Source organism: Streptomyces sp. A 4/2 (assembly GCF_940670765.1).
Classification (GTDB): domain Bacteria; phylum Actinomycetota; class Actinomycetes; order Streptomycetales; family Streptomycetaceae; genus Streptomyces.
Genome location: NZ_CALNVW010000110.1, coordinates 1 through 297, shown reverse-complemented (window position 1 = coordinate 297; position 297 = coordinate 1). Strand labels below are relative to the sequence as shown.

Sequence of the window (297 nt, the reverse complement as noted above, 5' to 3'; positions counted from 1 at the left end):
AGATCGGGACCGGCTGGAACTCCTTCGACTCCGTCACGGCGGTCGGTGACCTGAACGGTGACGGGGTGACCGACATCGTCGCGGCCAAGGGCGACGGAACGCTGTACCGCTACTCGGGTCCCGACTACACCGGTCCGGCCCGGGTGGAGATCGGCACCGGCTGGGCGGCGATGACCAGCATCACCGGAGTGGGCGATCTGACCGGTGACGGCATACCGGACCTTCTCGCCGTCGAGAAGTCGAGCGGGGCCCTGTACCGGTACTCCGGCCCCAACTACAGCGGTGCCACCCGGGTGC

Annotated in this window: 1 protein-coding gene; it reads left to right on the top strand. The window is 68.7% G+C overall.

Annotated features, from left to right (window positions below; translation table 11 throughout):
* Nucleotides 1-297 (top strand): VCBS repeat-containing protein (locus NBY69_RS37245; RefSeq protein WP_250306699.1); only part of this gene is annotated, 297 nt, incomplete at both ends.